The organism is Algibacter luteus, assembly GCF_030344935.1.
Taxonomy (GTDB): Bacteria; Bacteroidota; Bacteroidia; order Flavobacteriales; family Flavobacteriaceae; genus Arenitalea; species Arenitalea lutea.
The window spans coordinates 1,431,731-1,458,714 of the sequence record NZ_CP128313.1 but is presented as its reverse complement, the minus strand read 5'-3'; the positions used below and the strand labels follow the sequence as shown (position 1 = coordinate 1,458,714).

Sequence of the window (26,984 nt, the reverse complement as noted above, 5' to 3'; positions counted from 1 at the left end):
CATATGAAAGCATTAAGATTTTTATTAGTAGGTATATTTTTTGGTATCATTTTGGTGAAATCTGAAGCCGTTTCATGGTACCGCATTTATGAAATGTTTAGGTTTCAATCTTTCCACATGTATGGCATTATTGGTACAGCCATAATTACTGGAATTGTATTTCTTCAAATTTCAAATAAAGGATATATAAAAAGCATCACAGGCTCAAAAATACATGTTCCTAAAAAAGAACATGGATTAGTTAGATACATTGTTGGTGGAATAATATTTGGTTTTGGTTGGGCGCTTATAGGTGCATGTCCAGGGCCAATGTACATCCTTTTAGGTACCGGAGTTTGGAGCATGATAATTGTTATAGCTGCTGCCATAGTTGGAACTTTCATATACGGACTTGTAAAAAACAAATTACCGCACTAAATGGATTTAACCGAAATGTTAGGATACTTAGGAGCACTAATCGTAGGTCTAGTTTTAGGACTTATAGGTGGTGGTGGCTCCATTTTAACAGTTCCTCTTTTGGTTTACTTACTTGGTTATAATCCTGTCATTGCTACAGCATATTCTCTTTTTGTAGTGGGCACATCATCAATGGTGGGCACCTATCAAAAGCACAAAAAAGGTCTGGTTGATTTTAAAACAGGATTAGCTTTCTCATTCCCGTCTTTTGTCGCAGTATATTTATCACGACGCTATTTGGTTCCAGGAATACCAGAAACTCTGTTATCTATAGGAGACTTTCAACTTTCAAAAGGGATGGGCATCATGATATTTTTTGCCATTATCATGCTTTTGGCCTCTATTTCTATGATTAAAAATAGAAAAGAACTGGAAGTAAGTTCAAAGAGTCAACCTTATTACAAAACATTTGTTCAAGGCTTAGTAATAGGAACAATTACGGGAATTATTGGTGCCGGCGGTGGTTTTTTGTACGTCCCAGCTTTAGTGATTTGGGCAAATATTCCTATGAAAAAAGCCGTAGGAACATCGTTAATTATTGTAACTATAAATTCATTAATAGGATTTATCGGTGACGTTCAAACTTTAGAAATTGAATGGGTATTCTTGTTGACATTTACATTAATTTCAGTTTTCGGAATCGTTTTAGGCGTGTTTTTATCAAAATTTATTAGTGGCCCTAAATTAAAAAAGAGTTTCGGCTACTTTGTATTAATTATGGCTATATATATCATTTACAAAGAGTTAAAATAGTATTAAATCTGACCTAAATCACATTTCGATTGATTAAGGTTTTGTAATTTTAAGACAATTAAGATTAGTTATGAAAATTGAACAAATATATACAGGCTGTTTAGCCCAAGGAGCTTATTACATTGAATCGAATGGTGAAGTTGCTATTATAGACCCCTTGCGAGAAACACAACAATATGTTGACAAAGCGAATAAAGAAAATGCCAAAATCAAATATATTTTTGAAACCCATTTTCATGCCGATTTTGTTTCAGGACATATTGATTTAGCAAAAAAAACAGGCGCTAAAATAATATTTGGCCCTGGTGCTAAAACCAGTTATGATATTCATGAAGCCAAAGATAATGAAGCGTTTAAAGTGGGTAATATCACCATTAAGGTATTGCATACACCCGGACACACACTAGAATCTTCAACCTATCTGTTATTAGACGAAAATGGAAAAGAACACGCAATTTTCTCTGGTGACACCCTGTTTTTAGGTGATGTTGGACGACCAGATTTAGCTATAAAATCAGATTTAACAAAAGAAGATTTAGCGAGTATGTTATATGATTCTCTGCGTAATAAGATAATGCCTTTACCAGATGATGTTATTGTTTATCCGGCTCATGGTGCAGGATCTGCATGTGGAAAAAATTTAAGTAAAGAAACTGTTGGTGTTTTAGGCGAACAAAAGAAAACAAACTATGCGCTTCGAGCAGACATGACCAGAGAAGAGTTTGTTAAAGAAGTTTTAACTGGTATTGCACCACCACCGCAATATTTTGCTAAAAATGCCATGATGAATAAATCTGGATATGATGCTTTTGAAACCATTTTGAAAAAAGGTGATACACCTTTAAATCCAGAAGAATTTGAAAATATAGCGAATAATGAAGATGCCCTAGTATTAGATGTGCGAAGCGAAAAGGAATTTGTAAAAGCACATATACCGAACTCGATATTTATAGGTTTAAATGGCTCTTTCGCGCCTTGGGTTGGTGCTTTAATATCAGATTTAAAACAACCTATTTTATTAGTTACTCCTAAAGGCAAAGAAAAAGAAACCGTTACAAGACTTTCTAGGGTTGGTTACGACAATACCTTAGGTTATTTGGAAGGCGGTTTACAGGCTTGGGAAAAAGCTGGAAAAGATATTGAAACCATTGAATCTATTGATGCTGAAACCTTTTCTGAAATTTTTAAATCTCAAAATATTAAAGTTTTAGATGTTCGAAAAGATGGCGAATACCAATCTGAACATTTGGAAGGCGATAATGTGAAACACTTTGCATTAGACTATATTAACGATAACATGAATGCTATTAATAAAAACGAAACTTACTATGTGCACTGTGCTGGAGGTTATCGTTCTGTTATAGCTGCATCCATTTTAAAAGCTCGTGGATTTAACAATTTAGTTGATTTGGCAGGTGGTTTTGCTGATTTGAAAAAAACCGATTTGCCAAAAACCAATTATGTGTGCCCATCAACTTTAAACTAATTCTTAAACTAATCGCATATGAAAAAGAACATTGGGAATTTAGATAAAGGCTTAAGAGTCATCATAGCAATTACAGTGGCGTTATTATATTACTTTAATGTTATTGCTGGAACACTAGCCTATATATTAATGGTTGTTGCCATTATTCTACTAATAACTAGTTTTATAAATTTTTGTCCTATTTATAGCATTTTAGGAGTGAATAGTTTAAAATCTAAAAAATGAATACTACAATACAAATACAAAATTTAAAATGTGGTGGTTGTGCTAATACCATTACTAAAAAACTCTCTAGTTTAGATGATGTTTCACAAATTTTAGTAAATAACGAAACAAGCACCGTTACTTTTGATTATGAAAATGAAAGTACTATTGCAAAAGTGAAAGCCGTTTTAGTGGATATAGGATATCCTGAGGTTGGAGATAAAAATGCCATTACCACAAAAGCAAAGTCGTTTGTGAGTTGTGCTATTGGCAGAATGAATAATTAAACGATTTCTGCACTCAATCCTGCTTCTAAAAGCATAGAGCAACGTGGTTTTAAATCGTCGTATAAGCCTGTTTTTACAGTACATTTTCCCTTATAATGCACGATTAACGAACATTGTTCTGCTTGTTCTGCGGTATGGTCGCAGGCATAAATTAGTGTTTCAATAACATGATCGAAGGTGTTTACCTCGTCGTTATATAACACAATCTCGTTTTGAGTTAAGACTTCTTCCTGTAATAATAATTCTTCGGATGTTTTTTCTTGATTACTCATAATTTCAACAATCTTTGGGGATTAATTTCTTTACTAATTTAAAAATTTTAATGATACCCAATTGTTTCGTTCTAGTTTTTCTTCAAATTTTAACAAATGTTTTTCACATTCGTAAGTGATTAATGCAACATCGTCATCATAAAATCCACTTAAAAATAACATGCCATTTTTATTTAAACACGAGATGTAAGTTGCCATATCTTGCAATAAGATGTTTCGGTTAATATTTGCAATTATAATGTCGTATTTATTTTTTAACACTGTTGCATCTCCCTCAATAACAGTGATGTGTTTACAATTATTACGCTCTACATTTTCTAAACTGTTGAGATAGCACCAATTATCATAATCTATAGCATCTATTGGTTTTGCGCCTTTTAATTCGGCTAAAATAGCCAACACGCCAGTACCGCAGCCCATATCTAAAACAGATTTATCTTTAAAATCATTTTTTAAAATATGCTGTATCATCATATGTGTAGTTTCGTGATGCCCTGTACCGAAACTCATTTTTGGTTCTATAATGATATCGAATTGCACATTAAATTTTTCGTGAAATGGCGCGCGAACTGCACAATTATCATCGACTACAATAGGATTGAAATTCTTTTCCCATTCGGCATTCCAATTGGTTTGCTCGATGTCTTCAAAAGTATAGGTAATATTGAACTCCTTGGAGTTTAGTATTTGAACATCTTCCAAAATATCTTGGTTCCACTCTTTTTTTTGAATGTATGCCGTAACGCCATCTTCATTTTCAACAAAACTTTCAAAACCGGCATAACCCAATTCTGCAATGAGTATTTCTACTGCTGGTTGAAGCGGTTGTACTTTAAAGTTGTAACCAATATAGATTGTATTGGACATGGCTTAAACTATTATTTTGACGGATTAACCCGCGTTAGCGATTGCAATGGAAAGCCCACAGCTTTAGCGATTAATATCGCTAAAGCGAGGACTTGAAGTGTAAAGCGCGACCCTTGTGGTAACCTGCCTGCCGGCAGGTAGGCGCACAAGTTATTTTTAAAAATTTCCTTAGTTCGGGAAATGTTAAAAACTATAAATTTTTAAAATGCGTTTACTATAGCAAAGAAATCATCGGCATTTAGCGACGCTCCACCAATTAAACCTCCATCGACATCTGGTTTTGAGAAAATCTCTTCGGCATTAGCAGGTTTTACACTTCCGCCGTAAAGAATTGAAACTTCTTCAGCAATATCGTTTCCGTATTTATCTGCAAGTGTTTTTCTGATGAATGCATGCATGTCTTGCGCCTGCTCTGGACTTGCAGTTTCGCCAGTTCCAATAGCCCATACTGGTTCGTAAGCTAAAATGATATTTTGAAATGCCGCCGCATTTAAATGAAACAACGCGTTTTTGATTTGGTTTCCAACTACTGTTTCTTCTTTTCCAGCTTTTCTGTCGGCCAATTCTTCACCAAAACAAAAAATAACGCGCATTCCTTTTGCAAGAGCAGCATCTACCTTTTTAGCAAGCAGCTCGTCGGTTTCATTGAAATACTCACGACGCTCACTGTGTCCTAAAATAACTGTATTTATACCGATGCTTTTTAACATACTTGCACTGATTTCGCCAGTGTAAGCACCATTTTCTGCAAAATGCATATTTTGTGCTATAACTTCGATTTTTGAATCTTTTAACGAGTTATATGCTTGCCACAGATTGGTTGCTGTCGGCGCAATCATGACTTCGGCATCAGTAGTTTTAGTTTGTTTTTTTAAGGCAGTGATTAGCGCTTCGGTTTGTGCTAAATCATTGTTCATCTTCCAGTTTCCGGCTACTATTTGTTTTCTCATTTTATAATACCCATTTTTAAGTTTGGGATTTTATTTAATTATTTTAAACTCTGTTTTATGTTATCGTCATCGGCTTTTATAGCCTTGAATAATTTTATGTTTCCTTGGGTATCAACTACCATATATCTTGGTATCCAATCTAGTTTCACAAACTCTCCGAATGGACCATCCCAACCTGATTTCATGAAATAATGATTCCCCTTTATCTTATATTTTTTAATACCTCGTTTCCAAGCTTCTTGGTTTTTATCTAAAGATAAAAACACATAAGACGCATCTGGATACGATTTTTGTAATGCTTTTACTTTTGGCATGCCTTTTAAACAATCGCCACACCAAGATGCCCAAATATCTATAACGATGGTTTGATTGCTCTGGGCTTTTAAAATGTTATTAAATGCTATATCATCACCATCTAAAGTGACAAACATATCATTTAGAGCGACTTCTGAAAATTGTGCTGGTACTTGCGAATTACAGCTAAAAACTGATAAAAATAGGATTAAGATATACAGTGTTTTCTTCATACGTTAAGGCTACTTGTAAAGTGCTTGCTTTTACAGTAATTATTCTAGTTTTACTTTTGGGTCTAACCAAACGTAAATAATATCTACAAAAATATTGATTATTATAAACATTACGGCTATAATTAACACAGAACCCATAATTACAGGTAAATCTAGTGTATTTAAGGCGTTTACAATCTCTTTTCCTAAGCCGTTCCAACCAAAAATGTACTCCACAAACACTGCTCCTGCCAGCATGGAAGCAAACCAACCTGAAATTGCAGTAACAACAGGGTTTAGCGCATTCTTTACGGCGTGCTTTTTAATTATTTGAAATTCGCTTAAGCCTTTGGCACGTGCGGTTCTGATATAATCTTGATTAAAAACTTCTAATAACGAATTTCTCATTAATTGAATGACTACAGCTAACGGACGAATTCCTAAAACCACAGCTGGCAAAATTAAATTTTTCCATTTAATATGCATGGCTTCACCAAAATCATCAAGTTCATACAGACTTCCCGTCATTTCTAAATTGGTGAATTCGTGTAAAATATAACCAAAAAACCAAGCGAATAAAATCGCACTAAAAAAAGAAGGAATACTCATCCCCAAAGTGCTAAAAATTTGAATACTCTTATCAAGCCATTGATCTTTATAGAGTGCCGATACAATACCCAATAAAATTCCTATTATTATGGCTATAATAATTGCCGATACCGCTAAAACAAATGTATTTGGCAAGGTTTCAGATAATACCTGACTAACACGTTTACCTTGCTTCGCAAAAGACTCTCTTAAGTATGGCTTTTTTAATACTGTGATTGTATTACCAAAAGAAAACAGCGATGTTGCATTATATTTCCCTTCACTTAGAAATGTATAATCTTGTGCATTATTAGAATGAAATGATATGGGAGATAAATCGTTTAAGTAATACAAATACTGTGTAGATATTGGCTTATCAAAACCGTATTTTTTCTTGATTATAGCTAATTGTTCGCTATCATCATTTTGCCCCATCATCATTTGTGCAGGATCTCCTGGAAGGACGCTAAATAAAAAGAATATTACTGTAACGACTCCCAGTAAAGTCAGTAACGCGTAAAAAATTTTATTTAGTAGATAGTTTATCAATAAACAATATTAGTTGTTGATGCGTTTAGTTGTTTTGAATTCAAATACAGATTAATCCTTGAGCTCTATTTCGATAATTCCTTTATATGTAGTCTTATTTAAGGCATTCAATTCCTTAATTTGAACAGAATCCTTAATAACATTTACACTTTCAATGTTAGCAGAATCTATTGCTTCTACTTCTACTTTTGTTGATGGTTCTCCATTCACAAAATAGGCTATTTCCTCTGCTTTTTTTGGTTCTGGTTGTTTTGCAACCTTTGGAAGCTTCAAATCTTCAATATCATTCCAGTGCACTTTTTGTTGCACCAAACCTTTATCTAATTCTAAAACTCCTGGGTTAGAACGCACCACAGTTTTTAGTGCTTTTTCATCGCATAAATACCAGTTGAAATCAATATTATAAGCCTCATTTATTCGCTTTTTAGCATCTTCTCCTGAAGCTGTTAACCCTATAATTTGATAATTGTTTTTTCTCGCTTTATCTTGTAACGCTTTCAGTTTTAAAGCGCCTTGTTGTTCGATGCTTTCTAAACTGTAAGATACCACTAGAATTAGATTTTCTTGTTCTAAGAAGTGCGTAGTTAAATCTTCATCCGCACTTTCAATGGAAAAATCGACTACCGGTGGCGTGTAACCTTCTTGAATAACTTTTGTTTCAACCTCTAAAAACTCGCCATCAACAGACGGATAAGATCCATTGGTTTTTATAATTTTTTCTTCGCCATTTACATTAAACTTCCAACTGTATTCTTGAATTGGTTTTGGTGCATCTTCTGGTATCAACATACCTTCTTGAATATTTTTACCAATGGCATAAGCTCTAAAATCGATTGTTGGTAAATGCATCAGCACATGGTATCCAAACCATAAACTGATGATAAAACTTAAAAGCGCAAGAATGGTTGTAGGCAATTTTGAAAACACAGGATTGATATACTTCACACCAATAAAAAGAATGAGTATAAAAAACAAAAGTGCCACATCTTTCCAGAAGGTTTCCCAAGGCTTCAGTTTAATAAAATCGCCAAAGCAACCGCAATCTTTTACTTTTTCAAAATAAGCGGCGTAAAAGGTTAGAAATGTAAAAAACAAAATCATAAGCAATAAACTCCAAACTGTAAATTTTGGTTTATAACCTATGAGTAAAAACACCCCTAAAACCACTTCAAAAACAACAACAAAAATTGAAATTATTAATGCGTAAGGTTCTAAAAAAGGAATATTTAATACATCTGGACTGAAATATTCTTGTAATTTATAAGAAAACCCTAATGGGTCGTTTAGTTTTATAAATCCCGAAAAAATAAATAATACACCTACTAAAATTCTTGATATACTTACTATTGCTTTCATGACCTGCCTTCGTTTAAATGAATCATTGCAAAAACCGCATAGTTAATCATATCTTGATAATTAGCATCAATACCTTCGCTCACTATTGTTTTGCCTTGGTTATCTTCAATTTGTTTTACACGCAACAACTTTTGTAAAATTAAATCGGTTAAACTACTCACACGCATATCTCGCCATGCTTCGCCGTAGTCGTGATTTTTATCTTCCATCAATTGTTTCGTTATAGCGACTTTCTCTTCGTATAATTTTGCGGCTTCTTCAGTAGACATATCGGGTTGTTCTACAACACCTTTTTCCAACTGAATTAAAGCCATAATGCAGTAATTTATAATGCCAATAAACTCACTAGCTTCACCCTCATCAACTTTTCTAACCTCGTTTTGTTGTAGACTTCTAATACGTTGTGCTTTAATAAAAATTTGATCGGTTAAAGATGGTAATCTAAGAATTCTCCAAGCGCTTCCGTAGTCGCTCATTTTCTTTACAAATAAACTTTTACAGGTATCTATTACCGCATCGTATTGTTTTGAAGTATCTTGCATCTATAAATTGAATTTTGCGTAAATTTCGCATAAATAATTAAAACCTTCAAGGTTTATGGTTTAAAGTTTTAAATTATGTACCAACACCATTCAAAACAATATAAATGACTATTAATTGCAAAGGCGAACTGATTGATTTGTCGTCACCAAAAGTGATGGGAATACTAAATATAACCCCAGACTCTTTCTATGATGGTGGTAAGCACAAAAATGAAAGAGAAGTTCTAAAACACGTTGAGCAAATGTTAAATGAAGGTGCCACTTTTATAGATGTTGGAGCCTATAGTTCGCGACCCAATGCAGAGCATATTAGTGAGACCGACGAATTAAATCGTATTCTACCAATTGTAAACTTAATTCTAAGAGCATTTCCAGAAGTTATACTTTCAATTGACACCTTTAGAAGCGAAGTCGCACAAAAATGTATAGAAGCTGGTGCTGCTATAATTAACGATATTTCTGCGGGAAAATTAGATAGCAATATGCTAACAACCATTGCTAAATTACAAGTGCCTTATATTATGATGCACATGCGCGGAAACCCAAAAACCATGCAAAAACTTACAGAATATGATGATTTACTGAAAGACATTTTATATTATTTTTCAGAACGTATTGCTGCTGCAAATGCCTCAGGGATTATTGATGTTATTATCGATCCTGGTTTTGGTTTTGCTAAAACTTTAGAGCAGAATTTTGAGCTTTTGAACAAATTGCAGCTTTTTAATACTATTGAAAAACCTTTGTTAGTAGGTGTATCCAGAAAATCAATGATATATAAACCCTTAAAAAATTCAGCAAAGGAGGCCTTGAACGGTACTTCGGTATTAAATACAGTGGCTTTACAAAAGGGTGCTTCAATTTTAAGAGTTCATGATGTTAAAGAAGCCTTAGAATGTATTAAGTTAGTTGAATTGTTAGATTTTAAATAATTATGAAGTATATATTTTTCATGTTCATTTTATTAGTTTTCATATCCTGCGGAAACGAAAAAGTAGTACAATTACCAGAGATAAGTCATTCTGAAATATCTGAAATAAATGATGTTTCGGCAGCGTATTTATTTTATGATGAGACAGCTGAGGACGGTGTGGAACTTAATAGAAAAAACCTCATCAGCACCACGAATTGGTTAGTTAATGTTGATAAGCGCTTGACGTTAAAACAAGTCATTCCTAACATACAATATTTACAAAACAAAAAGGCTAATGCTGGTCATAAAAATGAAAATGCTAAAAACTATTATACCTGTAGTGATACCAGTAAAAAGAATTTAGGATTTATTGAGTTTACTGATATTGCTTATCAAACTGAATCGTTGGATAATTATTCTGGTGCCATTTCAAATTTTGAAGATTCAAATAATTCTACCGCGATAGCTTTTGAAGCCAACAATGGAATTACTATAGCAAGCACGTCGCTAAAAACCATGATTGTAGAAACAACAAAAGACAGTCTATCATATTACCTAAAAAAATGCGATACAATTAAAGGCATTATTTTATTGAATTTTAATGAAGATTTATCTTTCCAAAACTACATTGACTATAAATCAATAATGGAACAAACAGATTTAAAACATACTAAAATCTCTAATAAAGAATTCATTTTTAATTAAGCCTTTTTTACTAAATTTACAAAAACCCGCCACCATTGGATATTTTTAAAGACCTTTTAAAATTTACTGTTGTAGATATTATAGATGTTATTCTCGTTGCACTTCTACTCTACTATGTTTACAGACTTATTAAAGGAACCGTTGCTATCAACATTTTTATTGGAATCATTATTATTTACGGCGCTTGGAGATTAACGGATTTTCTGAATATGGAACTGCTAACTGGTATTTTTGGTGGTTTTATGAAAGTGGGTATTATCGCGTTAATAGTTGTATTTCAGCCAGAAATTAGAAAATTTTTGCTCATGGTTGGGTCTACAAATTTTGGAAGGCGACGCAAATTTCTGCAACAAATTAAATTTTTAAAAACAGAGACTAATGATGAAACCAATGTTGATGCCATTATATCTGCTTGTAATAAAATGTCGATGTCTAAAACGGGAGCACTTATTGTTTTCGAGCGAAATAATAATTTAGATTTTTTATCCTCTTCTGGAGATGAAATGAATATAAAAGTTACCCAACCTATTATTGAAAGTATCTTTTTTAAGAATAGTCCGTTACACGATGGCGCCATAATTATTAGTAATAATATTGTTAAAGCAACACGTGTTATTCTCCCTGTAAACAATGAAAAATCAATTCCGCAGCGATTTGGTTTACGTCATAGAGCAGCAATTGGAATTACTGAAAAAACCGATGCCCTAGCTCTTGTAGTAAGTGAAGAAACCGGACATATATCCTATTTTAAAGATGGTGAATTTGTAGTTTTCGATGATACTACCGAGCTTACAGCAATGATAAAAGAAGATTTAGTTTAGTATGACTTGTAAAAATTGCGCCAATACTTTAAGTTCTGATTTTAGTTTTTGCCCAAGCTGTGGCGCAAAAGTTGTGAGTAAACGAATTACTGCCAAAAGTCTTATTTCAGATTTTTTTGAACGCTATTTTAATTTAGACAATACCTTTTTTAAAACCCTTTGGAACATGCTTGTAAAACCGCAAGAAGTTTGTGGTGGGTATATAAACGGATTGCGAAAAAAATACTTAAACCCTGTGAGTATGCTAGCCATAGCGCTAACAACATCGGGGTTAATTTTGTTTTTTATGAAAAAAGTGGCGTGGGGTAAAATCGATTTTTCAAAAATAAGTTACGCCCAAACAAGCAACCCACAAGAAGGTACAGAAAAAATATTCTCAGCTTCAATGGAATATAGCTCATTAATCTATTTCTTATATATTCCAATTATTACGTTAGCGAGTTATTTAGTCTTTAATAGAAAGAAGTATAATTTACCAGAACACGTTATTATTTCTACTTATTCACTTACAAGCTTCAGTATCATCTCAACGGTTTATGCAGTATTATTGTTGGCTTTAAGCCCTCAAATGTACGTAGATACAGCCTTAATTTATGTGGTTATAATGATTCTATTTTGTATGTACGTGGCTATTAAAAATTCACCCTGTAGTTATGCATCATTGCTTTGGAGAATACCTTCATTTCTAATGATTGTATTTATTGGCTATATGGGCATTTCAATTTTTACAATGATTATTTTATTTTTAACGGGCGATTTAAATATTCAAGATTTTGTGCCTAAAAAATAATTAAATAAGCTCTTCTTCTTGTAAAAATTGAACTTCGTATAAGTTTCTGTAATACCCATCTTTCTTTTTAAGAAGTTCATCATGTGTACCTTGTTCTACAATTTGTCCTGCATCCATAACAATAATTTTATCTGCTTTTTTGATTGTTGCTAAACGGTGCGCAATAACTATAGAAGTTCTTCCTTTTGTAATTTTATCGGTTGCATTTTGAATGAGTTGTTCTGAATACGAATCAACAGACGACGTGGCTTCATCCAACACCAAAATACTCGGTTTAGTTGTGTATGCTCTTAAAAACGATATGAGTTGGCGCTGACCAGATGATAACATCGCACCTCGCTCCTTTACGTTATAATGGTAACCATCGGGTAAACTCATAATAAAATCATGAATTCCAATATCTTTCGCTGCTTGATACACCTGCTCTTCGGTAATTTCAGGATGATTTAAAGTTATATTGTTTAAAATAGTATCGGCAAATAAAAACACATCTTGCAAGACCACAGCTATTTGAGTCCGTAGCGACTGTAAAGTCACTTCTTTAATATTAATACCATCAACGGAAATGACACCATCACCAATTTCATAAAAACGATTCAGTAAATTTATAATTGTGGATTTTCCTGCTCCTGTAGCACCAACAATAGCAACAGTTTCGCCAGCTTTCACATCAAACGAAATACCTTTTAAAACCTCTTCATCAGGAACATAGCTAAAGTGTACATTATCAAACTTTATATTTCCATTAAAAGATTGCGCTACGTGAGTTCCCAAATCATCAATTTGCGATGTGGTATCAATAACCTTAAACACTCTTGTCGCTGCAACCATTCCCATTTGAAGTGTATTAAACTTATCGGCAATTTGTCTTAAAGGTCTAAACAACATAGGTACAAACATGATAAACGCTACCAAATCTCCTTGCGACACCAAGCTACTTTCCAGTACAACATTTAAACCACCATACCAAGCCACCAAACCAATGGTGATTGAAGAAAACAAATCGGCTAACGGGAAAAATATCGAGTTATACCAAACCGTTTTTAACCATCCTTTTTTATGGCGTTCGTTTATGGCTTTAAATTTCTTGTATTCTGTAACTTCACGCGTAAAAATTTGTAAAATCTTCATCCCTGTCAAACGTTCTTGAACAAACGAATTCAAATTTGAAACCTCTGTTCTTACCTCCTCAAAAGCGCGTTTCATATATTTCTGAAAAATCCTAGTGGCATAAAGCAACACAGGCATCATTATAAACACAATTAAACTCAGCTTCACATTTAAATAAACCATCACACCAAAAACAACAGTCATGGTTAATAAATCTCTTACAATCATAAAAAGGCCTTCACCAAAAATATCAGCAATTCTTTCCATGTCGGTTACGGCTCTAGTTATAAGAACCCCAACCGATGAGTTATCGTAATATTTCATTTTAAAACGCAACAAATGGTCAAACAATTTTACGCGCACATCCATCACAAGATTTTGCCCTAACCAAGCCGCATAATAAATAAACAGTAACTGAAAAACCGTTTGCATCACTAATACCCCTAACATGAGCATGATGTAAAACAAAAAGTCTTTTTCAACTTTGTTGGTTATACTTTCATCAATGGCATATTTAGTAATATAGGGTGTTGCTGCACTTAAAGCAGCCAACATGATAACAAGAAATATTAAACCAAAAAAAATAACTTTATAAGGCTTAATATAATCAAACAGACGCTTAAAAAGTTTCACGTCAAAAATTTGCTCTTTCGTTTTACTCATTTACAATTTTATATCTTCAGGATACTCAATATTCGTTAAATACAACCCATGCGCCGGAACCGAGTACCCCGCTTCACTCCTATTTTTCGAAGCAATTATGGTATGTAATTCGTCAACCGAAATCTTCCCTAAACCAATATTAATCATGGTCCCCACAATAGCGCGCACCATATTTCGCAAAAAACGGTTGGCTTTAATAACAAAATGCAGCTCGTCATCTTTAAAAAACCATTCCGCATATGTAATATCACAATAATACGTTTTTACATCAGTATTACTTTTAGAAAAGCATTGAAAATCTTTATACTCCAATAACATTTTCGAGGCTTCATTCATTTTCTCAACATCCAAATCCTGTTTTACAAAGTAAGCATTATCAAAGGTAAATACATTTTTTTTTAAGGCTACACGGTACAAATAGGTTCTACTAATTGCGTCAAATCGGGCGTGCGCTTCAGGTTTTACTTTAAAAATGCGGTTAATGGCCACATCTATGGGTAAAAAAGAATTTAGCTTGTATGTTAGGTCCTTAGGTACAAAATTAACAGCGGTATCAAAATGCGCAAATAGCTGTGTAGCATGCACACCGGCATCTGTACGGCCTGCGCCCATTATGGCTATTGGCTGCCCCAGTAAAGTAGACAATCCCTTCTCAACAACTTCTTGAACCGACAAAGCATTGGGCTGGTTTTGCCAACCATGATACTCCTTGCCATTATACGAAAGTTCTATAAAATACCTCAATGCGTTCTTTACCAATTTAAAAGCACAAAGATAGACAGATTTGCGCTTCCTAAAAAGCACCGCATCTTAATTAAATATTAAAAGTTTAATTGTGTCACTTCGAGCGATTTCGTTTTTTTAATCGGAATTGTATTGAGAATTAGGTCGCTTGCCTGCCGGCAGGCAGGTTACCACAAGAGTCGGGCTTTTCGTTACAAGTCCTCGCTCCGTACCGCCGCTGTGGGCTATCCACTACAATCCCTAACGTGAGTTTGTTATTTAGAGTGTATTTATAAATATAGGAGTTTATTAATTTTGATGCTTATATTATGGTTTATAATAAAAGCAATAGTGGGTTAAAAACTCTGTTTTTCGCCACTATTACTTTTCGATTCAAGGTTGATTACAACTATTAATTCTTTTCAAAAGTTAAATAATCCGTCTCACCATTTCCTCCACTAATATCTATAAGTTCAATTTTAGTAGCCGTTTGAGAAATAAAATCCCAATCATCATTTAGATCTTCAAAGTCATTAGTTAAATTGAAGTTGATATTAAAATCTAAATCATCTACACTGTCGTCATTACTATTACTATACGTTAAGCTCCAAGTACCATCGTAGTTATTAATTCCGTTGTTTGCATTTAAAACACCTGTACTATTAAATGTAAAATCGTATCCTGCAAAATGATTCGTTTCGTCTTTTCCAGAATCTTCAAATTTAGTAATACGCCACGTACCACTTTGAACATTATTTTGAACTTGATTTTGAATGTTGATCGAAGAATTATCATCATCGTTACTACAAGAAATAAAAGACAATAAAACAACCAGCATCATTAATATGATTCTCGTTTTCATAAGTCTATTTTTTTTCTTTTAATGAACACGTACTTATACCTAAAGGTGCATAAATTGGACAAAAGCTAATAAAGCTTGTCAAAACAAATACTCCTGCTAAAATTAGTAGTATAAGTCCTAAAGTTCCTGTAATAATTCCTGTGAAGTAAAGAATCCCTATAATTGCAGCGATTATAATTCTGATAACCCTGTCTGCTGTTCCCATATTCTTTTTCATTTTCTAATATTTTAATTATGAGCAATATTGCTACTTCAAAATTAAAGGTATTAGAAATTCTGTGCAGTGACTCAAGTCACCACTCATCGGTAATTTTAATGCCTTCATGAGTCTGCTCCACTTTACCATCTGTTTCAAGTTTTTTTAAAACCCTCGTAATTACCTCGCGAACCGTACCCAACTCATTGGCTAATTGATTGTGACTCATTTTAATAGTAGTGGTATTGCTCAACCTTAATTTTTTCTTCAAATGTTCAAAAAGTCTCTTATCCATTTTATCTAACAACAGGTGTCCTATGGTATCTAGTAGTTCCGAATATCTCAGATTAAATTGATTATAGAACAATTCATTAAAATCTGGATAAACTTTTAACCACGTAGATAAATGTTGAACCGGAATTAATAAAATTTTCGAATCTTCTTCGGTAGTTGCATAAACTTTGCTGGGAGTGTTTTTTAATGCCGCATAAAAAGTCATGACACAACTTTGTGATGGCTCGATATAATATAAGAGTAGTTCTTTTTCATTAAATTTAGAATAAACTTTAACTAATCCCTCTAATACAATTGGTAATACTTTTACATATTGTTCTTCTTTTAAAATTTCTGTTCCATTTGGAATGTTCTTCACATCTGATACTTCAATTATGTTATCAATTAATTGCGGTTTTAGAAATGAAAGTCTTTTCTTGATATTTTCCATTTGTTATAGTCGTTTCGTTAAAGCTATATTGAACGTAAAAATGAAGATTTAGTTCGATGAATTTTATCAGTTATATAGCGAATTTCGACATTTTTATTATAAATCAAATGCTACCCAGTAATATAATATGGCATCGCATAAAACAATAATCAGTAACATTTTATGACACACAAAACATGCTGTTCAATTCCTAACGTCGTTAGTTTGAAGATTATGTATTTAATCTAAACGTGATTTTTTTTAAGAGGGTTGTTATTAATTTTTCAAGACTATCCTAAATCTAGCTTTACCTTTTTCTAAATGTTCTAGGGCTTCATTCACCTTTGCCATTGGAAATTCCTCAACATCTGGATAAATATTATGTCTTACACAAAAATCAAGCATGGTTTTAGTTAGTGCAGGACTACCTATAGGACTTCCGCCAACCGATTTTTCTCCCATAATTAAACTAAATGCTGAAATTTCCATTGGCTCTAATACTGCACCTACCGTGTGAAATTTTCCTTTGGGTGCTAATGTGGCCAAGTAAGAATTCCAATCTAATGAAACATTAGTGGTATTTAATATAAAATTTAGTTTGCCGCTTATACTTTCTAGTTCTTCGGGTGATGTTGAATCTATCACCTGACTCGCACCCATTTGTAAAATGGACTTCTTTTTGGCTGGATTTGAACTAAACGCAATTACCTCGCACCCCCAGTGTTTTAAAAACTTAACGGCCATATGCCCTAAGCCTCCAATGCCAATAACGCCAACGCGATCCGTTGGTTTAACACCAGCTAATATTATAGGATTGAAAACGGTAATACCTCCGCATAATAAAGGTCCTGCTTTACTCATATCTATACCTTTAGGAAGCGGAATGGCCCAAGACCAATGCCCGCGAACCTTGTCGGCAAACCCACCATTTCTGCCTACAATTGTAGCCTCACTTTTTGCGCAAAGGTGGTGTTCGCCATCCATACATTGATCGCAACTCATACATGATGCCGACATCCAGCCCAATCCTACTTTGTCGCCAACACTAATATTTTTAACGGCATTACCTTTGGCTATTACCTCACCAATTATTTCATGACCAGGCACCATGGGATATTGAGTCATTCCCCAATCATTATTTATCATACTCAAATCTGAATGACATATACCACAATAGGAAACTTTAATATCAACTTCTTCAGAACCAATTTCTCCTAATTCATATGAGAATGGTACTAATTTTGCTTTTTGCTCTAGGGCAGCATATCCGTTTACTTTCATAATATATTATTTAATTGGTTAGTTTTTATTTACAAACAACGAAGGTTACGTGGCAAGGTTATAATGTTTTTACCTTAAACTTAAAGATAGTCGAAAACTTTCAAATAGTCAAGTAATTATTTACTTGTATATAAAAGTTTAAATCAAATATCAATAACTTTACCTGCGCAAACGCCTATTACAAATTCATGACCAAAATACTCTTACTCTCAGACACGCATAGTTATATTGACGATGATATTTTAAGGCACGTAAAACAAGCCGACGAGGTTTGGCATGCCGGCGATATTGGCGACTTAAAAGTTACCGATGCCATTAAAGCTTTAAAGCCCCTACGAGCGGTTTATGGCAATATTGACGATGATAAAGTGCGTCTAGAATACCCTGAACACAATCGTTTTATGTGTGAAGGTGTTGATGTTTGGATAACACATATTGGTGGGTATCCGCCAAAATATAACAGTAGAGTTTATGAAGGAATTAAAAGAAACCCTCCAAGACTGTTTATTTGTGGCCATTCGCATATTTTAAAAGTGATGCCCGATAAAAAATTAAGCCTATTACACATGAATCCGGGTGCTGTTGGTAAACATGGTTTTCATAAAGTACGGACCATGCTACGATTTACCATTGATGGAAAAAAAATTGATAATTTGGAGGTTATTGAGTTTCCGGTTAGGCATCCTAAAACGAGTATTTAACCACAGTGTTCTAAACAAATAGTGACTTTACTTTATAATTATAAATGTACTTAGCAAACATGTGCGTTAGGGATTGTAGTGGAAAGCCCACAGCGGAGGCACGGAGCGAGGACTTGCAACAGAAAGCCCGACCCCTTTTCGGGGTAACGCCCAAAGATTTATTATAATTCTGTTAAAAATCTAATAAGTACGAGAAGTGATGCAAAAAAGCACCTCCTTTTTGCCTTATAAGTTGTAAATTTGCTGACTTATTTAAAAAAACAGTAAACATTATTATTTATGAGTCAAGTAAAAGAAAATGATACGGTAAAAGTACATTACACAGGAAAATTAAGCAACGGGCAAATTTTTGATAGCTCGTTAGAACGAGAACCACTAGAAGTGACTTTAGGGCAAGGTATGTTGATTCCTGGTTTTGAGAAAGGTATTATTTCTATGGCGCTAAACGAGAAAAAAACCATTACTATTCCGGTTGCAGAAGCTTATGGTGAAGTGCAACAAGAATTATTTTATAACGTACAGAAAGAACAACTTCCGCAAGAAATTACACCTGAAGTTGGTATGGGATTAGCTTCTAAAGACGAAAATGGTAGAGAAGTACAATTTCGTGTTGCCGAGGTTAACGAGGAATTTATTGTTGTTGATGCCAATCACCCATTAGCTGGACAAGAATTAACTTTCGATTTGGAACTTATTGAGATAAAATAACATTAAGGATATAAATCTTTGTTATTAAAAAAGGTAGGTTAATAGGCCTATAATATAAAAAAACCCAAAGCAATTGCTTTGGGTTTTTCGCACTAATACTACTAAGATGTTAGGTTTAACGCAATCTATCAACAGATTTTACGAGGTCTTCATCCTTCTTGATGGCCTTATTGGCTAATGCCAACAACACGATAGAAACAATAGGGAGAAGCATCCCAATACCTTTCTCTGAAACCGCCGTTTCTCCAGATATATTTAGTGATTGATAAACGAAAAATCCTAGTAAAATAAAGTTTAATATGATGTTAAGTCGCCCCATTACAAATTGAGACTTCCTATTTTTATACATAAATATGGCTACTATCGATAAAATTGCAGAGCCTAAAAATAAGGCAAAATACAATAATTCATCTTTCGCATAAACCACAACATCTTGTTCTGTAATCCAGATATGAAATACAAAAGTTAAGCCTGCTGAAACCCCAGCGGCTAATAAAAGATATACAGTTTGTATGCGTTGTAACATAAATTTTTAAGAAACTAGACCGCAAAAATAATAGAATTAATATTAAAAAATAAAATAAAGTTGTATTATTGCAGTAATAATTCACAACAATCGCAATTACAAGCGATTAATTCTTCAGATTATAAAATCAAAATTTTCAAGATTACTTATAATAGTATTCAAATATAATATTCAATTCAACATCAATGTTTGAAATTTCACAACTTAAAGAACAAAAACTTACTGATTTACAGGAGATTGCTAAAAAATTAAACGTACCTAAATACCGTACTTTAAAGAAAATGGATTTAGTGTATCAAATTTTAGATCAGCAAGCCGCAGACCCATCAGCTGTAAAAGCTGTAGTTCCAAATGAAGCTGCAGATGCATCAGCAAATCCTAAACCTGCTGCAAGAAAACCAAGACAGCGTGTACAAAAACCTGTAAAAAACGAACAGCCACAACGTGCTGATAAACCCGCAGAATCTTCTACTGTGGTTAAAGCTGAAACAGCTCCTCAGAACGACGCTACAAATCAGCAACCAAAAGAAGATAAAAAACAGGATAATAATCCAAGACATAAAAATCAGAACGACAATCAACAACGTTCGAGTCAAAAAGGACATAAAAATCCGCATAAAAACCAGAAAAATGGTAATGTAGAAAAGGGTAATAAAGATAACCGTAATCGTTATCGTGAGCCTGATTATGAGTTTGATGCCATTATTGAAAGTGAAGGTGTTTTAGACATCATGCAAGATGGTTATGGATTTTTACGTTCATCGGACTACAACTATTTATCATCACCAGATGATATTTATGTATCGCAATCGCAAATAAGATTGTTTGGTTTAAAAACAGGTGATACCGTTTTAGGGCATGTACGTCCGCCAAAAGAAGGTGAAAAGTATTTCCCTTTAATTAAGGTGAGCAAAATTAACGGACAAAATCCAAATGTGGTGAGAGACCGTGTGTCTTTCGAGCATTTAACACCGTTATTTCCTCAAGAAAAATTCAACATTGCCGAAAAACAAAGCACCATTTCAACTCGTATAATGGACTTGTTCGCTCCTATTGGGAAAGGACAACGTGGTATGATTGTTTCGCAACCAAAAACGGGTAAAACCATGTTGCTTAAAGATGTTGCTAACGCCATTGCTGCTAACCACCCAGAAGTTTATCAAATGATATTATTAATTGATGAGCGTCCGGAAGAGGTTACCGATATGCAACGTAATGTACGCGGTGAAGTTATTGCTTCTACCTTTGATAAAGAAGCACATGAGCACGTAAAAATTGCCAATATTGTTCTTGAAAAAGCAAAACGTTTGGTAGAATGTGGTCATGATGTGGTGATTCTTTTAGATTCTATAACACGTTTAGCGAGAGCTTATAATACTGTACAACCGGCTTCTGGTAAAATTTTAAGTGGTGGTGTTGACGCCAATGCATTACATAAACCAAAACGTTTCTTTGGTGCTGCACGTAACATTGAGAACGGAGGTTCTTTAACCATTATAGCTACTGCACTTACCGAAACTGGTTCTAAAATGGATGAAGTAATTTTCGAAGAATTTAAAGGAACTGGTAATATGGAACTTCAATTGGATAGAAAAATATCTAACCGTCGAATTTTCCCTGCTATCGATTTAACGTCTTCAAGCACGCGTCGTGATGATATTTTATTAGACGATGTAACCATTCAACGTATGTGGGTAATGCGCAAATATCTTGCTGACATGAACCCTGTTGAAGCTATGGAATTTATTAACGACCGATTTAAGCAAACCAGAAACAACGAGGAATTCTTGATTTCTATGAATGGATAATTAACACGTATTTTACACCCTTTTAAACGGGTAACTATATAACTAACTCAAATTAAAAAAGCCAAAACATAACTTGTTGAGGCTTTTTTTTATGTACATCTGTATATCGTGCTAATTTAATATTCCTGAACTCGTAATTTAAAATCTATTTCAATGGTATCGTTTATAGAAATTAGACCGAATAGTTTTTTAGGAGCTTCTAAATTATACTCATTTAAACTTAATTCTAAGTTTCCTGAAACGAGCAAACCATGTTCTTTCTTAATTTTCACAGGAATTTCATGAGTTTTCTTAAATCCTGCAATTTCAATAGCGATTTTGGCTTCAACGCTTTTACCATTATTTAAAAGACTAATTTTTTCTAAATTCAAAAATATTTTTGGGTGATTGTCTGATTTTAATATTTTTTTAAAATCATTATTAATTGCCTTTCCACCACAATCAAAACAATCTGTTTCTAAAACCAATACGGTGTTATCAAAAATCATTTCACCAGCATTCGTAATAAAACTTACAGGAATTTTATTTTCCAATGTTGAAATATTAAAATCACATGAAAAATTACTAATGTTGGTTGTTCCTTTTACATACAAGTAACTATCAGAATTTATAAAAACTGATGTGTTTTTACTTGACGAATCTCTAGTTGTAAAAGCTAGAGCTGAAACTATAAAAATTAGAAATATTAACTTTTTGAAAATCATGATAATTTATGCCATGCTTTATACTTCTGCAAAATTCAAAGTCTCAAAAATAATGCTAATTTAAATACTTGTACAAATAATTAAATCGATTACTTTTTGAGACTTGTGAATAAATGTACTTAAATTAATTAAAAACTAATTACTGCTTCAGCCATTAAACCGTTGAATTTACCTTCGTCAAAAATACTTGTAGCGCTATAACCATCATGTTTTTGTGACACGTATTCTAGTTTTAATAAAATATTATTTGTCATAAACCAACCTGCTCCTAATTGAAATCTTGATATCTCAACATCATCACCACTTGCATCTTCGGCATCTACTTTATTGTAACGTGTACCTAAATAAAAGTTTTCAGTGTTACCGAATCTATATATTAACTCACCAGCAAATTGCTTTGCAGTTCTTTCTTCAGTTTCAGAATTACTTTTTCCTTTTGATGTTTCAATGGTTCCGAAAAACTCTAATCCTTTATATTTTACAAAAGGGTTAAACATAATTGCTGTAATTTCATTACCAAAATTTGGGTTATATCGACCTGATCTGAAGTTACCCTTAGTTGTCGCGTCTTCACCTTCTAATACCAAGTAATAACGAGATCCTGTTCTATCTGCACTATATAAATAAGATGTTCTTACAGCTCCTGTGTTGTAAAGAGACCCCGTTAGTCTTAATCTTAAGTCGTTATTAATTTGTTTGTCGTAACCTAACTTAGCTAAGAAAGAAGCGCCACCAGTATCAGGATTATCAACTGCTTGATTTAATTTACCGTTTGTAAACCCAATCATTCCTAATAATCCACTATCACACTGATAGTATAACTCTGCTCCAACCTCGGTTGTAAAAGCGTCCATAATTAAGTTTCCAACAAACGGGTTGTAAATAGTTTGTGCATTATCGCTTCTTCTAAAGTGAGCATCACCATAGTTATTTTCCATGTGCCCAATTTTAATTGTAGCATGCTTCATGAAATTGCTTAAGAATCCTTCGCTAATAAAATCTAATTTATCAATTTGGAAATAACCACCTTTTACGTATGGTTCTGGGTGGTGACGAGAAGACAGGTAAGTACGTAAGTGCATTCTAACACCATCATATAAAGCTACATCTAAATCTAAATTGGCAGTAGCTAAATTAAAGTTTGTGCCAATTTCTTTTAAAGCTACAGCACCAGAGTTTTCGTGGTCTAAAGATTGAAATTGTAAGGTTGAAGACCCTCCTACTCTTACCTTTACATCTGTAAAAGTTGAAACGGTATCTTTTGGTGCTTCAAATACATTTATGCCATTTTTATCTGGCTGTCTATAATTATCCAAATTTCTATTTTGAGCATAAAAACTGGTTGCTGTTAATACAGCGATAAAAAATATACTACTTTTAATTAGTTTTTTCATGGTTGTTATTTTTAAGTTGATTGTAAAAATTATTTATAAATTGATGTGAATTTAATTGTTAAGTCATTTCCGGTAGTTATTGTACCAAATAAAGCTTTTGGTGGATCTATGTTATAATCAGTCATTTTAATAGCCTTTTCTCCTTTCAATGTTATTTTATTGTTTTCAACGTGAAGGACAAAATCTATTGGTATTAGCTTTTTAGCATCTGTAATTGTTAGGTTTCCAACACTTTTTAGCAAAAATTTACCAGGGCCTTGGTTTATGATTTCTTTAACTTCAACAAGCTCATAAGTAATTGCTTTATACTTATCTGTTTTCAATGCCTTATAAGTATTCTTGTCCATTGCGCCCTTACCACTTTTAAGACTTTCTGCTAGGACTTTGAAACTACATGATTTAAGTTCTCCTGTTTCAAGGTTTGTACAAATAAGTTTCCCACTTTTATTTTCAGCAGTAACATGCCAATCATGTAAACTTGAAGTACCATAAACGGCTAATGTAGATTCTTGATTATTTAAACTAAACTCTTGTGCTTGTATTAAATTAGGAAGTAAAAAAATTAAAGCTATTAATCCAATAATCTTTAATTTATCATCTATTATTAAATTATTCATATTATTACTTTTGTTAATTCTATGCAAATTTCATTGTAATACTCATGTGATTTTATGACAATTGTCATATGTTATTTAAATCCTGATTTAGGTCATAATACGAATGATAAAGAAAGAATTTTTATATAATTTTGATTCTCATTTAGCAATTCTGAAAAGATTCAAATTAAGATCGAAAAAACTTATAAAACCAGAACAAATAAAAAATCTAAAAAAGATTTAGAATCTTACCACATCGATTGAGTACTTTAATATGCTCAATCAAATTCCAAATGAAACAAAAAAAACCTCGACAACATATGTTGTCGAGGTTTTACTTTATTAATGAAATCTGTTTATTTAGAAATCATTTAAAAGATCTCTATACTCTTTCAAATCGGCTATATTACCTTTATTGTTTAAATTCTTCAACAACGAAATTAAGTATTTAAGGCTTTCAACGGGATCGTTATCACCACTTACCACGTCACCATCTTCTTCTATAGGCTCATCATCAAGAATAGGTATTAAGAAAGATTCATTCGCTTCAATATGCTCGTAGGTTAACCTTAATACTTTTACAACTAAAGGAATTTGTGCTTCTAAAGCATAACCTCTTAAGGTTTTAAGATTTTCTACTAAGCCTTCTGTATTAATCCCAGTCTTGTCTAGGTTTTTAAGAATTTTATCAATTAATTTCTGTGCTTCTTTATTTTCCAACGGATAAGATGATTTAATTTATACTTTCAGTGAAATGCAAATTTAAATTTTAGAAGTCAATTTAAGACACTTTTCTTCGTTTTTATTCCAATTAAAAAAACTTTAACTTAAATAATAAAATTTAATGATTAAGCATAAAAAAAGCCTCTCATTTCTGAGAGGCTTTTAATTATTTTAAACTTTAAATTAAAGTGCAGCTATATGTTTAGCTAAACCAGATTTTAGGTTGGCAGCTTTGTTAGCATGAATAATGTTTTTCTTTGCTAATCTATCTAACATTGAAACAACCGATGGAAATAAAGCCTCAGCTTCTTTCTTATCAGTTAACTCACGTAATCTTTTTATAGCATTACGAGTCGTTTTGTGCTGATACTTATTCACTAAGCGTTTTGCTTCGTTGCTTCTAATTCTTTTTAATGCTGACTTATGATTTGCCATTTTGTTTTTTTCTTAATTTTTTAATTGTAGCCCGTAGGGGAATCGAACCCCTCTTACCAGGATGAAAACCTGGCGTCCTAGCCGATAGACGAACGGGCCATTTGGTTTGAGTCTGCAAATATAAATACTTAAATCTATACTTACAATATCTTTCAAATAACTCACAACGTTTCCATTGCGGATGCAAAAATACAACTATTTTTAAATGTTGCAAGAGGTAGATAATCTTTTTTTAAAAAAAATTTTACTTACCTCATTTTCAGCACTAATTAATACGCCTTTGCGAACAATACTCTACGTTTTGAAGGGTTTCCTGAGTACACACAAACACCCGGCTCTATTTTTCCTTTTAAAGGAATACACCTAATTGTTGCCTTTGTAAGCTCTTTAATTTTATCTTCAGTCTCATTTGTACCATCCCAATGCGCAGAAATAAAACCTGTTTTAGATTCTAAAACTGTTTTAAATTCTTCAAAATTATCAACTTCTGTTATATGTGAATCTCTAAATTCTAGTGCTTTATTAAATAAAGAGTCTTGTATTTCTTTTAATAATACTTCAATTTTATCATTCAAATCTGATAATGCCACAACTTCTTTGGTTAGCAAATCTCTACGCGCTAACTCTACAGTACCATTAGCCAAATCTCTTGCTCCTATAGCAATTCTAAGTGGTACACCTTGCAATTCGTGCTGCGCAAATTTAGCTCCAGGTCTGTGTGTAGTTCTGTTGTCATACTTAACAGAAATATGTTTGGCTCTTAAATCTGAAATAATCGTATTTGCTACCTCTGTTATAGCATTTAAATCGTCTTCACTTTTATATATAGGAACAATAACCACTTGATTTGGTGCCAAACTTGGAGGTAAAACCAATCCGTTATCATCGCTATGTGTCATTATTAAAGCGCCCATTAATCGAGTTGATACACCCCAAGAAGTTGCCCAAACGTAATCTTGTTTTCCTTCTTTATTAGCAAATTTCACATCAAATGCTTTTGCAAAGTTTTGACCGAGGAAATGCGATGTTCCTGCTTGTAACGCTTTACCATCTTGCATTAAAGCTTCAATACAATACGTTTCATCTGCACCAGCGAAACGCTCGCTCTCTGTTTTTAACCCTTGAATAACCGGAATAGCCATGAACTTTTCAACAAAAGTGGCATAAACATTATTCATTAATTCGGCTTCAGCCAATGCTTCTGCCTTTGTTTCGTGAGCAGTATGTCCTTCTTGCCATAAAAATTCAGCTGTTCGTAAAAATAAACGTGTTCTCATTTCCCAACGTACTACATTAGCCCATTGGTTTATTAACAGAGGTAAATCTCTGTAAGATTGTATCCATCCTCTGTAGGTATTCCAAATAATTGCTTCACTGGTAGGTCTTACAATAAGCTCTTCTTCTAACTTCGCTTCAGGATCTACTCTCAATTTTCCTGGTTTGTCAGGATCATTTTGTAATCTATAATGGGTTACTATGGCGCATTCTTTTGCAAAACCTTCGGCATTTTTTTCTTCAGCTTCAAATAAACTCTTAGGTACAAATAATGGAAAATAGGCATTTTGATGCCCAGTTTCTTTAAACATTCTATCTAATTCTGCTTGCATTTTTTCCCATATTGCATAACCATAGGGCTTAATTACCATGCAACCTCTAACCGCCGAATTCTCCGCTAGGTCTGCTTTAACAACCAATTCATTATACCATTTTGAATAATCCTCTGCTCTACTTGTAAGTTTTTTGCTCATATTTTTGTTTTGGCACAAATATTGTGACTATTGTAAATAAAATAGTTTAGCAAAACTA

The 26,984-nt window shown here is 33.2% G+C and carries 32 protein-coding genes and 1 tRNA gene; 12 read left to right on the top strand and 21 right to left on the bottom strand.

Features of this window, described 5'->3' with window-relative positions:
• Positions 1-3: 3 nt before the first annotated feature.
• The 5 genes from O5O44_RS06185 (at position 4) to O5O44_RS06165 (ending at position 3,186) form a co-directional block, all read left to right on the top strand.
• Positions 4-417, top strand: coding sequence for a DUF6691 family protein (locus O5O44_RS06185; protein WP_019388794.1), 414 nt, complete (start codon positions 4-6; stop codon positions 415-417).
• Positions 418-1,209 (top strand): sulfite exporter TauE/SafE family protein, encoded by a 792-nt coding sequence (locus O5O44_RS06180; RefSeq protein ID WP_019388793.1) that lies wholly within the window; start codon positions 418-420, stop codon positions 1,207-1,209.
• Positions 1,210-1,279: 70 nt separating this feature from the next.
• A complete protein-coding gene (locus tag O5O44_RS06175; protein ID WP_289196176.1) occupies positions 1,280-2,695 on the top strand; it encodes an MBL fold metallo-hydrolase in 1,416 nt (471 codons plus the stop codon).
• Positions 2,696-2,713: 18 nt separating this feature from the next.
• Positions 2,714-2,920 (top strand): YgaP family membrane protein, encoded by a 207-nt coding sequence (locus O5O44_RS06170; RefSeq protein ID WP_289196175.1) that lies wholly within the window; start codon positions 2,714-2,716, stop codon positions 2,918-2,920.
• Complete coding sequence (locus O5O44_RS06165; protein WP_289196174.1) at positions 2,917-3,186, top strand: heavy-metal-associated domain-containing protein; 270 nt, start codon at positions 2,917-2,919, stop codon at positions 3,184-3,186. Before O5O44_RS06170 ends, O5O44_RS06165 begins: the two co-directional genes overlap by 4 nt.
• Here the strand turns inward: O5O44_RS06165 and O5O44_RS06160 are convergent.
• From O5O44_RS06160 to O5O44_RS06130, 7 genes are all read right to left on the bottom strand, one after another.
• Positions 3,183-3,458 (bottom strand): ATP-dependent Clp protease adaptor ClpS, encoded by a 276-nt coding sequence (locus tag O5O44_RS06160; protein WP_019388789.1) that lies wholly within the window; start codon positions 3,456-3,458, stop codon positions 3,183-3,185. The two genes, O5O44_RS06165 and O5O44_RS06160, sit on opposite strands and share 4 nt — an antisense overlap.
• Before the next feature lie 33 nt (positions 3,459-3,491).
• A complete protein-coding gene (gene prmA, locus O5O44_RS06155; RefSeq protein ID WP_289196173.1) occupies positions 3,492-4,325 on the bottom strand; it encodes a 50S ribosomal protein L11 methyltransferase in 834 nt (277 codons plus the stop codon).
• 200 nt (positions 4,326-4,525) lie between these two features.
• Positions 4,526-5,275: a triose-phosphate isomerase gene (gene tpiA / locus O5O44_RS06150; RefSeq protein ID WP_019388787.1), complete on the bottom strand. Its 750-nt coding sequence runs from the start codon at positions 5,273-5,275 to the stop codon at positions 4,526-4,528.
• Positions 5,276-5,313: 38 nt separating this feature from the next.
• The gene (locus O5O44_RS06145) at positions 5,314-5,802 is read right to left on the bottom strand and encodes a TlpA family protein disulfide reductase (RefSeq protein ID WP_289196172.1); all 489 of its coding nucleotides are present in this window, start codon (positions 5,800-5,802) and stop codon (positions 5,314-5,316) included.
• A gap of 39 nt (positions 5,803-5,841) precedes the next feature.
• On the bottom strand, positions 5,842-6,918 hold the full coding sequence (locus O5O44_RS06140; protein ID WP_289196171.1) for an ABC transporter permease: 1,077 nt from the start codon (positions 6,916-6,918) through the stop codon (positions 5,842-5,844).
• A 51-nt stretch (positions 6,919-6,969) separates the two neighbouring features.
• Positions 6,970-8,274, bottom strand: a complete 1,305-nt coding sequence (locus O5O44_RS06135) for a BT_3928 family protein (protein WP_289196170.1) — start codon at positions 8,272-8,274, stop codon at positions 6,970-6,972.
• Complete coding sequence (locus tag O5O44_RS06130; protein WP_289196169.1) at positions 8,271-8,816, bottom strand: DUF1599 domain-containing protein; 546 nt, start codon at positions 8,814-8,816, stop codon at positions 8,271-8,273. The genes O5O44_RS06135 and O5O44_RS06130 overlap by 4 nt, the downstream gene beginning before the upstream one ends.
• 104 nt (positions 8,817-8,920) lie before the next feature.
• On the opposite strand from O5O44_RS06130, the gene folP reads away from it, so the two are divergent.
• The 4 genes from folP to O5O44_RS06110 are packed head-to-tail and all read left to right on the top strand — an operon-like array spanning position 8,921 to position 12,045.
• Positions 8,921-9,748, top strand: a complete 828-nt coding sequence (gene folP, locus O5O44_RS06125; protein WP_289196168.1) for a dihydropteroate synthase — start codon at positions 8,921-8,923, stop codon at positions 9,746-9,748.
• Between the two features lie 2 nt (positions 9,749-9,750).
• A complete protein-coding gene (locus O5O44_RS06120; protein WP_289196167.1) occupies positions 9,751-10,434 on the top strand; it encodes a hypothetical protein in 684 nt (227 codons plus the stop codon).
• Between the two features lie 35 nt (positions 10,435-10,469).
• A complete protein-coding gene (locus tag O5O44_RS06115) occupies positions 10,470-11,255 on the top strand; it encodes a diadenylate cyclase (RefSeq protein ID WP_289196166.1) in 786 nt (261 codons plus the stop codon).
• Between the two features lies 1 nt (position 11,256).
• Positions 11,257-12,045 carry a DUF3667 domain-containing protein gene (locus O5O44_RS06110; protein ID WP_289196165.1) on the top strand — a complete coding sequence of 263 codons (789 nt, stop codon included), beginning with the start codon at positions 11,257-11,259 and terminating at the stop codon, positions 12,043-12,045.
• Here the strand turns inward: O5O44_RS06110 and O5O44_RS06105 are convergent, their stop codons facing one another.
• The 6 genes from O5O44_RS06105 to ahr form a co-directional block, all read right to left on the bottom strand.
• Positions 12,046-13,818, bottom strand: coding sequence for an ABC transporter ATP-binding protein (locus O5O44_RS06105; protein WP_289196164.1), 1,773 nt, complete (start codon positions 13,816-13,818; stop codon positions 12,046-12,048).
• Positions 13,819-14,562, bottom strand: a complete 744-nt coding sequence (truA, locus tag O5O44_RS06100; protein ID WP_289196163.1) for a tRNA pseudouridine(38-40) synthase TruA — start codon at positions 14,560-14,562, stop codon at positions 13,819-13,821.
• A gap of 391 nt (positions 14,563-14,953) precedes the next feature.
• Positions 14,954-15,403, bottom strand: a complete 450-nt coding sequence (locus O5O44_RS06095) for a hypothetical protein (protein WP_289196162.1) — start codon at positions 15,401-15,403, stop codon at positions 14,954-14,956.
• Between the two features lie 4 nt (positions 15,404-15,407).
• On the bottom strand, positions 15,408-15,620 hold the full coding sequence (locus O5O44_RS06090; protein ID WP_289196161.1) for a YgaP family membrane protein: 213 nt from the start codon (positions 15,618-15,620) through the stop codon (positions 15,408-15,410).
• Between the two features lie 76 nt (positions 15,621-15,696).
• Positions 15,697-16,323 (bottom strand): Crp/Fnr family transcriptional regulator, encoded by a 627-nt coding sequence (locus O5O44_RS06085; RefSeq protein WP_289196160.1) that lies wholly within the window; start codon positions 16,321-16,323, stop codon positions 15,697-15,699.
• A 255-nt stretch (positions 16,324-16,578) separates the two neighbouring features.
• Positions 16,579-17,583 (bottom strand): NADPH-dependent aldehyde reductase Ahr, encoded by a 1,005-nt coding sequence (ahr, locus tag O5O44_RS06080; protein ID WP_289196159.1) that lies wholly within the window; start codon positions 17,581-17,583, stop codon positions 16,579-16,581.
• 188 nt (positions 17,584-17,771) lie between these two features.
• Between ahr and O5O44_RS06075 the strand changes: the two genes are divergently transcribed.
• Positions 17,772-18,284, top strand: coding sequence for a metallophosphoesterase family protein (locus tag O5O44_RS06075; RefSeq protein ID WP_289196158.1), 513 nt, complete (start codon positions 17,772-17,774; stop codon positions 18,282-18,284).
• A gap of 279 nt (positions 18,285-18,563) precedes the next feature.
• Entirely contained in the window at positions 18,564-18,992 is a 429-nt protein-coding gene (locus O5O44_RS06070) for an FKBP-type peptidyl-prolyl cis-trans isomerase (RefSeq protein WP_019388771.1), read from the top strand.
• A gap of 115 nt (positions 18,993-19,107) precedes the next feature.
• Here the strand turns inward: O5O44_RS06070 and O5O44_RS06065 are convergent, their stop codons facing one another.
• Positions 19,108-19,518, bottom strand: a complete 411-nt coding sequence (locus O5O44_RS06065) for a DUF4293 domain-containing protein (protein WP_019388770.1) — start codon at positions 19,516-19,518, stop codon at positions 19,108-19,110.
• 185 nt (positions 19,519-19,703) lie between these two features.
• On the opposite strand from O5O44_RS06065, the gene rho reads away from it, so the two are divergent.
• Complete coding sequence (gene rho, locus O5O44_RS06060; RefSeq protein ID WP_289196157.1) at positions 19,704-21,326, top strand: transcription termination factor Rho; 1,623 nt, start codon at positions 19,704-19,706, stop codon at positions 21,324-21,326.
• A 116-nt stretch (positions 21,327-21,442) separates the two neighbouring features.
• Here rho and O5O44_RS06055 read toward each other — a convergent pair whose 3' ends face one another.
• The 7 genes from O5O44_RS06055 to proS all read right to left on the bottom strand — a co-directional run bounded on the left by O5O44_RS06055 (position 21,443) and on the right by proS (position 26,926).
• On the bottom strand, positions 21,443-22,030 hold the full coding sequence (locus tag O5O44_RS06055) for a hypothetical protein (RefSeq protein ID WP_289196156.1): 588 nt from the start codon (positions 22,028-22,030) through the stop codon (positions 21,443-21,445).
• Between the two features lie 128 nt (positions 22,031-22,158).
• Positions 22,159-23,424 carry a TonB-dependent receptor gene (locus O5O44_RS06050; protein WP_289196155.1) on the bottom strand — a complete coding sequence of 422 codons (1,266 nt, stop codon included), beginning with the start codon at positions 23,422-23,424 and terminating at the stop codon, positions 22,159-22,161.
• Positions 23,425-23,453: 29 nt separating this feature from the next.
• A complete protein-coding gene (locus O5O44_RS06045) occupies positions 23,454-24,041 on the bottom strand; it encodes a YceI family protein (RefSeq protein WP_289196154.1) in 588 nt (195 codons plus the stop codon).
• 339 nt (positions 24,042-24,380) lie between these two features.
• The gene (locus O5O44_RS06040; protein ID WP_019388764.1) at positions 24,381-24,740 is read right to left on the bottom strand and encodes a hypothetical protein; all 360 of its coding nucleotides are present in this window, start codon (positions 24,738-24,740) and stop codon (positions 24,381-24,383) included.
• Between the two features lie 186 nt (positions 24,741-24,926).
• Entirely contained in the window at positions 24,927-25,178 is a 252-nt protein-coding gene (gene rpsT, locus O5O44_RS06035) for a 30S ribosomal protein S20 (protein ID WP_019388763.1), read from the bottom strand.
• A gap of 27 nt (positions 25,179-25,205) precedes the next feature.
• Positions 25,206-25,277: transfer RNA gene (locus O5O44_RS06030), tRNA-Glu, on the bottom strand.
• A 170-nt stretch (positions 25,278-25,447) separates the two neighbouring features.
• Positions 25,448-26,926, bottom strand: a complete 1,479-nt coding sequence (gene proS, locus O5O44_RS06025) for a proline--tRNA ligase (protein ID WP_289196153.1) — start codon at positions 26,924-26,926, stop codon at positions 25,448-25,450.
• Between the last annotated feature and the right edge of the window lie 58 nt (positions 26,927-26,984).

What these genes read in the sequence shown, in the direction of transcription:
- O5O44_RS06185 (WP_019388794.1), top strand. Translation starts at nt 4, where the DNA reads ATGAAAGCATTAAGATTTTTATTAGTAGGTATATTTTTTGGTATCATT.
- O5O44_RS06180 (WP_019388793.1), top strand. Translation starts at nt 418, where the DNA reads ATGGATTTAACCGAAATGTTAGGATACTTAGGAGCACTAATCGTAGGT.
- O5O44_RS06175 (WP_289196176.1), top strand. Translation starts at nt 1,280, where the DNA reads ATGAAAATTGAACAAATATATACAGGCTGTTTAGCCCAAGGAGCTTAT.
- O5O44_RS06170 (WP_289196175.1), top strand. Translation starts at nt 2,714, where the DNA reads ATGAAAAAGAACATTGGGAATTTAGATAAAGGCTTAAGAGTCATCATA.
- O5O44_RS06165 (WP_289196174.1), top strand. Translation starts at nt 2,917, where the DNA reads ATGAATACTACAATACAAATACAAAATTTAAAATGTGGTGGTTGTGCT.
- O5O44_RS06160 (WP_019388789.1), bottom strand. Translation starts at nt 3,458, where the DNA reads ATGAGTAATCAAGAAAAAACATCCGAAGAATTATTATTACAGGAAGAA.
- prmA (WP_289196173.1), bottom strand. Translation starts at nt 4,325, where the DNA reads ATGTCCAATACAATCTATATTGGTTACAACTTTAAAGTACAACCGCTT.
- tpiA (WP_019388787.1), bottom strand. Translation starts at nt 5,275, where the DNA reads ATGAGAAAACAAATAGTAGCCGGAAACTGGAAGATGAACAATGATTTA.
- O5O44_RS06145 (WP_289196172.1), bottom strand. Translation starts at nt 5,802, where the DNA reads ATGAAGAAAACACTGTATATCTTAATCCTATTTTTATCAGTTTTTAGC.
- O5O44_RS06135 (WP_289196170.1), bottom strand. Translation starts at nt 8,274, where the DNA reads ATGAAAGCAATAGTAAGTATATCAAGAATTTTAGTAGGTGTATTATTT.
- O5O44_RS06130 (WP_289196169.1), bottom strand. Translation starts at nt 8,816, where the DNA reads ATGCAAGATACTTCAAAACAATACGATGCGGTAATAGATACCTGTAAA.
- folP (WP_289196168.1), top strand. Translation starts at nt 8,921, where the DNA reads ATGACTATTAATTGCAAAGGCGAACTGATTGATTTGTCGTCACCAAAA.
- O5O44_RS06120 (WP_289196167.1), top strand. Translation starts at nt 9,751, where the DNA reads ATGAAGTATATATTTTTCATGTTCATTTTATTAGTTTTCATATCCTGC.
- O5O44_RS06110 (WP_289196165.1), top strand. Translation starts at nt 11,257, where the DNA reads ATGACTTGTAAAAATTGCGCCAATACTTTAAGTTCTGATTTTAGTTTT.
- O5O44_RS06105 (WP_289196164.1), bottom strand. Translation starts at nt 13,818, where the DNA reads ATGAGTAAAACGAAAGAGCAAATTTTTGACGTGAAACTTTTTAAGCGT.
- O5O44_RS06095 (WP_289196162.1), bottom strand. Translation starts at nt 15,403, where the DNA reads ATGAAAACGAGAATCATATTAATGATGCTGGTTGTTTTATTGTCTTTT.
- O5O44_RS06090 (WP_289196161.1), bottom strand. Translation starts at nt 15,620, where the DNA reads ATGAAAAAGAATATGGGAACAGCAGACAGGGTTATCAGAATTATAATC.
- O5O44_RS06085 (WP_289196160.1), bottom strand. Translation starts at nt 16,323, where the DNA reads ATGGAAAATATCAAGAAAAGACTTTCATTTCTAAAACCGCAATTAATT.
- ahr (WP_289196159.1), bottom strand. Translation starts at nt 17,583, where the DNA reads ATGAAAGTAAACGGATATGCTGCCCTAGAGCAAAAAGCAAAATTAGTA.
- O5O44_RS06075 (WP_289196158.1), top strand. Translation starts at nt 17,772, where the DNA reads ATGACCAAAATACTCTTACTCTCAGACACGCATAGTTATATTGACGAT.
- O5O44_RS06070 (WP_019388771.1), top strand. Translation starts at nt 18,564, where the DNA reads ATGAGTCAAGTAAAAGAAAATGATACGGTAAAAGTACATTACACAGGA.
- O5O44_RS06065 (WP_019388770.1), bottom strand. Translation starts at nt 19,518, where the DNA reads ATGTTACAACGCATACAAACTGTATATCTTTTATTAGCCGCTGGGGTT.
- rho (WP_289196157.1), top strand. Translation starts at nt 19,704, where the DNA reads ATGTTTGAAATTTCACAACTTAAAGAACAAAAACTTACTGATTTACAG.
- O5O44_RS06055 (WP_289196156.1), bottom strand. Translation starts at nt 22,030, where the DNA reads ATGATTTTCAAAAAGTTAATATTTCTAATTTTTATAGTTTCAGCTCTA.
- O5O44_RS06050 (WP_289196155.1), bottom strand. Translation starts at nt 23,424, where the DNA reads ATGAAAAAACTAATTAAAAGTAGTATATTTTTTATCGCTGTATTAACA.
- O5O44_RS06045 (WP_289196154.1), bottom strand. Translation starts at nt 24,041, where the DNA reads ATGAATAATTTAATAATAGATGATAAATTAAAGATTATTGGATTAATA.
- rpsT (WP_019388763.1), bottom strand. Translation starts at nt 25,178, where the DNA reads ATGGCAAATCATAAGTCAGCATTAAAAAGAATTAGAAGCAACGAAGCA.
- proS (WP_289196153.1), bottom strand. Translation starts at nt 26,926, where the DNA reads ATGAGCAAAAAACTTACAAGTAGAGCAGAGGATTATTCAAAATGGTAT.